Genomic DNA, 3801 nt, shown 5'->3' with positions numbered 1-3801 from the left:
CTTTGTCTGTTTTGCCATCGCCATCTCTGCCGCCTTAGGCATTGCTTTTGCACGTAATCTTCTTACCCTGTTTCTGTTCTATGAACTATTGACCTTTTCAACCTATCCGCTGGTTACTCATGCAGGAAGTGAGAAAGCTGTTAAAGCGGGGCGAAGTTATCTGGGCATCCTCGTTTTTACATCGGTATCATTCCTGCTCCTGGCTATAGTCTGGACCTGGCAGACAACCGGAACTCTGGAGTTCAGACCCGGCGGCATCGTTTCCGGCCATTTTGAGGGGTGGCGCGCGCTCCTACTGCTTGCACTTTTCGTGTTCGGTACAGGAAAGGCAGCCCTGATGCCGTTCCACCACTGGCTGCCGGCGGCCATGGTCGCTCCAACTCCCGTGAGCGCACTCCTCCACGCAGTAGCAGTGGTGAAGGCAGGGGTATTCACAGTATTGAAAATTATCGTCTATGTCTTTGGCATCGAGTTCCTCACTGATGGTAACTACGCGTTATGGCTCTGTTATGCAGCTAGTTTCACATTGATTGCCGCCTCGCTGGTTGCACTGACAAAAGACAATCTGAAGGCACGGCTGGCTTACTCTACCATTAGCCAGCTGTCTTATATTGTTCTCGGGGCAGCATTGGCTACCAAGATGAGTGTGTTGGGTGGCGGCATGCATATTGCCATGCATGCCATGGGTAAGATAACCCTGTTCTTCTGTGCCGGGGCCGTCATGGTAGCGACTCACAAGACGGAGGTAAGCCAGATGGCGGGGATCGGCAGGAGCATGCCGTTCACCATGCTGGCATTCTTGATCGGCGCGCTAAGCGTGATCGGGTTACCGCCCATGGGCGGCTCGTGGAGCAAGTGGTATCTGGCGTTGGGAGCTGCTGAGGCTCACCAGAATATCTTTATTGCAGTGTTGATGATCAGTTCGCTGCTGAATATCGCCTACCTGATGCCGATCCCGGCGCGGGCATTTTTCCTCCAATCGGCCGACGGTTCAGACCGGAACGGGATTAAGGAGGCTCCCGTGCTCTGTGTGGTGCCGCTCTGCCTGACAGCCTTGGGATGTCTGGTTCTGTTCTTTTATGCCGGTGACCTCTACCGTTTGCTGACTCCCATTGTGCGACCGTAGGAAAAAGGATGATGAAAACAGATCAGAATAAAACTTACTGGCTCGACCGCCCTGAAAATATAACCAGACTTTTCCGCATACTCTTGGTGGTCTGCATCCTCCTGTTTCTGCCCGATGTAATGGATCTCATGGGAATAGTGTACCACAAACATATTGTCTACTCAGCCGAAGGGTGGATGGGGTTTTATGCTCTCTTCGGTTTCATTGCATACTCATTCATAGTTCTCGCCGGATGGATATGGCGCTGGACTGTCAGGCGAGAGGAAGACTACTATGATCGCTAATCTTCCGCCGGCCGCAATCCTTATTCTCGGGTCGTTAATCGTGCCGTTGTTGAGAGGAAGGATTAAGTCAATCTATCTACTCGCCCTTCCGCTATTGAGCCTTCTCCACCTCCTCGGTTTTAACGAGGGATTCTATGGAGAAATCGTGCTGTTCGACTACAGCTTGACTATGGTGCGCGTTGACAAGCTCAGTTTGCTTTTTGGCTACATTTTTCATATTGCGGCTTTCGTCAGCGTGATCTACGCCCTGCATGTAAAAGACAATCTGCAGCATGTCACCGGGCTCGCCTATGTGGGCAGTGCAATCGGGGCGGTTTTTGCCGGTGACCTGATCACGCTCTTCGTCTACTGGGAACTGACAGCCGTTGCTTCGGTCTTTCTGATCTGGGCGCGACGGAACAGGCGGGCTTATGCCGCCGGCATGAGATACCTGATCATTCAGGTAGGCTCTGGCGTTCTCCTGCTGGCGGGGACTCTGCTCCACCTTCACGAAACAGGATCCATCGCGTTCGGTTACCTCGGCTTGAACAGTCTGGGAACTACCTTGATCTTTGCCGCTTTCGGTATCAAGTGTGCTTTTCCACTTCTCCACAACTGGCTGCAGGATGCCTATCCGGAAGCGACAGTGACAGGTACTGTCTTCCTGAGTGCTTTCACCACTAAGCTGGCGATCTACACCTTGGCCCGTGGATTTCCGGGCACCGAGATTCTTATCCCCATCGGCGCTGTCATGACGGTCTTCCCGATCTTCTACGCTGTCATCGAAAACGACCTGAGAAGGGTGCTGGCGTACAGCCTCAACAATCAGCTCGGTTTCATGGTTGCCGGCATTGGAGTCGGGACTGCTATGGGAATCAACGGGGCCGTCTCACACGCCTTTGCTCACATTCTCTATAAAGCTCTACTTTTCATGTCCATGGGTGCCGTCCTCTACCGGACGGGCACCATCAAGGCATCTGAACTGGGGGGCCTTTACAAATCGATGCCCTTTACCACGGTCTGCTGTCTTATAGGAGCGGCCTCCATTTCGGCCTTTCCGCCTCTGAGTGGATTTGTCACCAAGTCTATGACTCTGACGGCGGTCGCACAGGGGGGATTCACAATTTCCTGGTTTGCGTTGCTGTTTGCCTCGGCGGGGGTGATGCACCACTCGGGCATCAAGATTCCGTTCTACGGATTCTTTGGGCGCGATTCCGGCATTCGGTATAAAGAGGCGCCCCTGAATATGCGTATCGCCATGGGTCTGACTGCCGCATTATGTGTTACAATCGGTGTCTACCGCTATCCGCTCTACCAGATCCTGCCCCATGCCACAAACTTTGAGCCCTATACGTCGAGTCACGTCATCACGCAATTGCAGCTTCTGATGTTTGCGCTACTGGCTTTTGCGATACTGGCACGCAAACACCTTGAGACGCCGGAAATCCCTTCAACTAATCTCGATAGTGACTGGATATACCGTCGCTTTGTTCCGGCACTCCTCCGATCTGCCGTGCGGGCCGCCGAACCGGTTAAGAATCAGGTTTATCGCGGTGGTAGAGTCTTGGTCTCCTCGACCATTCGACAATTGCAGCGCCACCACGATCCGCAAGGTCTTTGGGGACGAACCTGGTTGACAGGCAGAAGTGTATTGATGGTAGTTATAGTGCTGGCTGTATTTCTGTTATTCTATTACTACTGATGGAATGATCTGACATGGATTTTTCTCTTTACTTCACAGCTACCGACTTTCGAGGCATCCTACCCGAAGTTTCACTACTACTGACCGCTGTTGTCATCCTGACTTTCGAGATGCTGGCGAAGCCGCGGCGGCAGGTTATGCTGATTCTGAGCCTGTTCGGTATCGCTGTGGCTGGAGGGTACGTCTGGCAGAACAGCGGCGCTGAAATGAGGCTTTTCGGCGGCATGCTGACGCTCAACAGTTATTCGACCTTCTTCGATTTCCTGTACCTCGCCGTAGCTTTGGCCGCGCTCTTGGTGGCGCAGGTGTATCTTGAAAGGAGGGGTGGGGAACTCCGCGGCGAGTACTACAGCCTTATCCTCTTTGCAACCATCGGTATGATGCTGATGACCAGAGCCAATGACCTCGTTGTTGTATTCTTGGGACTGGAACTGTTGTCGCTGTCACTCTACGTTCTTGTGGGATTTTTGAGACACGATGTTTTGAGCAATGAAGGGGGGCTCAAGTATCTACTTCTCGGCGCCTTCTCAACAGGTTTTTTTCTCTTCGGAGCCGCCCTCGCTTACGGCGCTACCGGAACAACGAATTTCGAAGGTATTGCCGCTGCAATCGCCTCGGGTAATGTTTTTTCAAGTGCAGTATTGGATCTTGGGATAGGACTGCTTATCGTCGGTTTTGCCTTTAAGGTAGCTGTCGTGCCGTTTCATATG

At 52.6% G+C, this 3801-nt stretch carries 4 protein-coding genes; all 4 read left to right on the top strand.

Features of this window, described 5'->3' with window-relative positions; translation table 11 throughout:
- On the top strand, positions 1 to 1126 hold a 1126-nt coding region (locus QF669_00800), incomplete at its 5' end, for a proton-conducting transporter membrane subunit (protein MDP6455982.1).
- Positions 1127 to 1134: 8 nt separating this feature from the next.
- Positions 1135 to 1410 carry a hypothetical protein gene (locus QF669_00795; GenBank protein ID MDP6455981.1) on the top strand — a complete coding sequence of 92 codons (276 nt, stop codon included), beginning with the start codon at positions 1135 to 1137 and terminating at the stop codon, positions 1408 to 1410.
- The gene (locus tag QF669_00790) at positions 1400 to 3091 is read left to right on the top strand and encodes a Na(+)/H(+) antiporter subunit D (GenBank protein MDP6455980.1); all 1692 of its coding nucleotides are present in this window, start codon (positions 1400 to 1402) and stop codon (positions 3089 to 3091) included. The genes QF669_00795 and QF669_00790 overlap by 11 nt, the downstream gene beginning before the upstream one ends.
- Before the next feature lie 14 nt (positions 3092 to 3105).
- On the top strand, positions 3106 to 3801 hold a 696-nt coding region (locus QF669_00785), incomplete at its 3' end, for a proton-conducting transporter membrane subunit (protein ID MDP6455979.1).

The sequence above is a fragment of the Candidatus Neomarinimicrobiota bacterium genome (genome assembly GCA_030743815.1).
Classification (GTDB): domain Bacteria; phylum Fidelibacterota; class Marinisomatia; order Marinisomatales; family S15-B10; genus UBA2146.
This window is presented reverse-complemented; position numbering and strand designations above follow the sequence as displayed.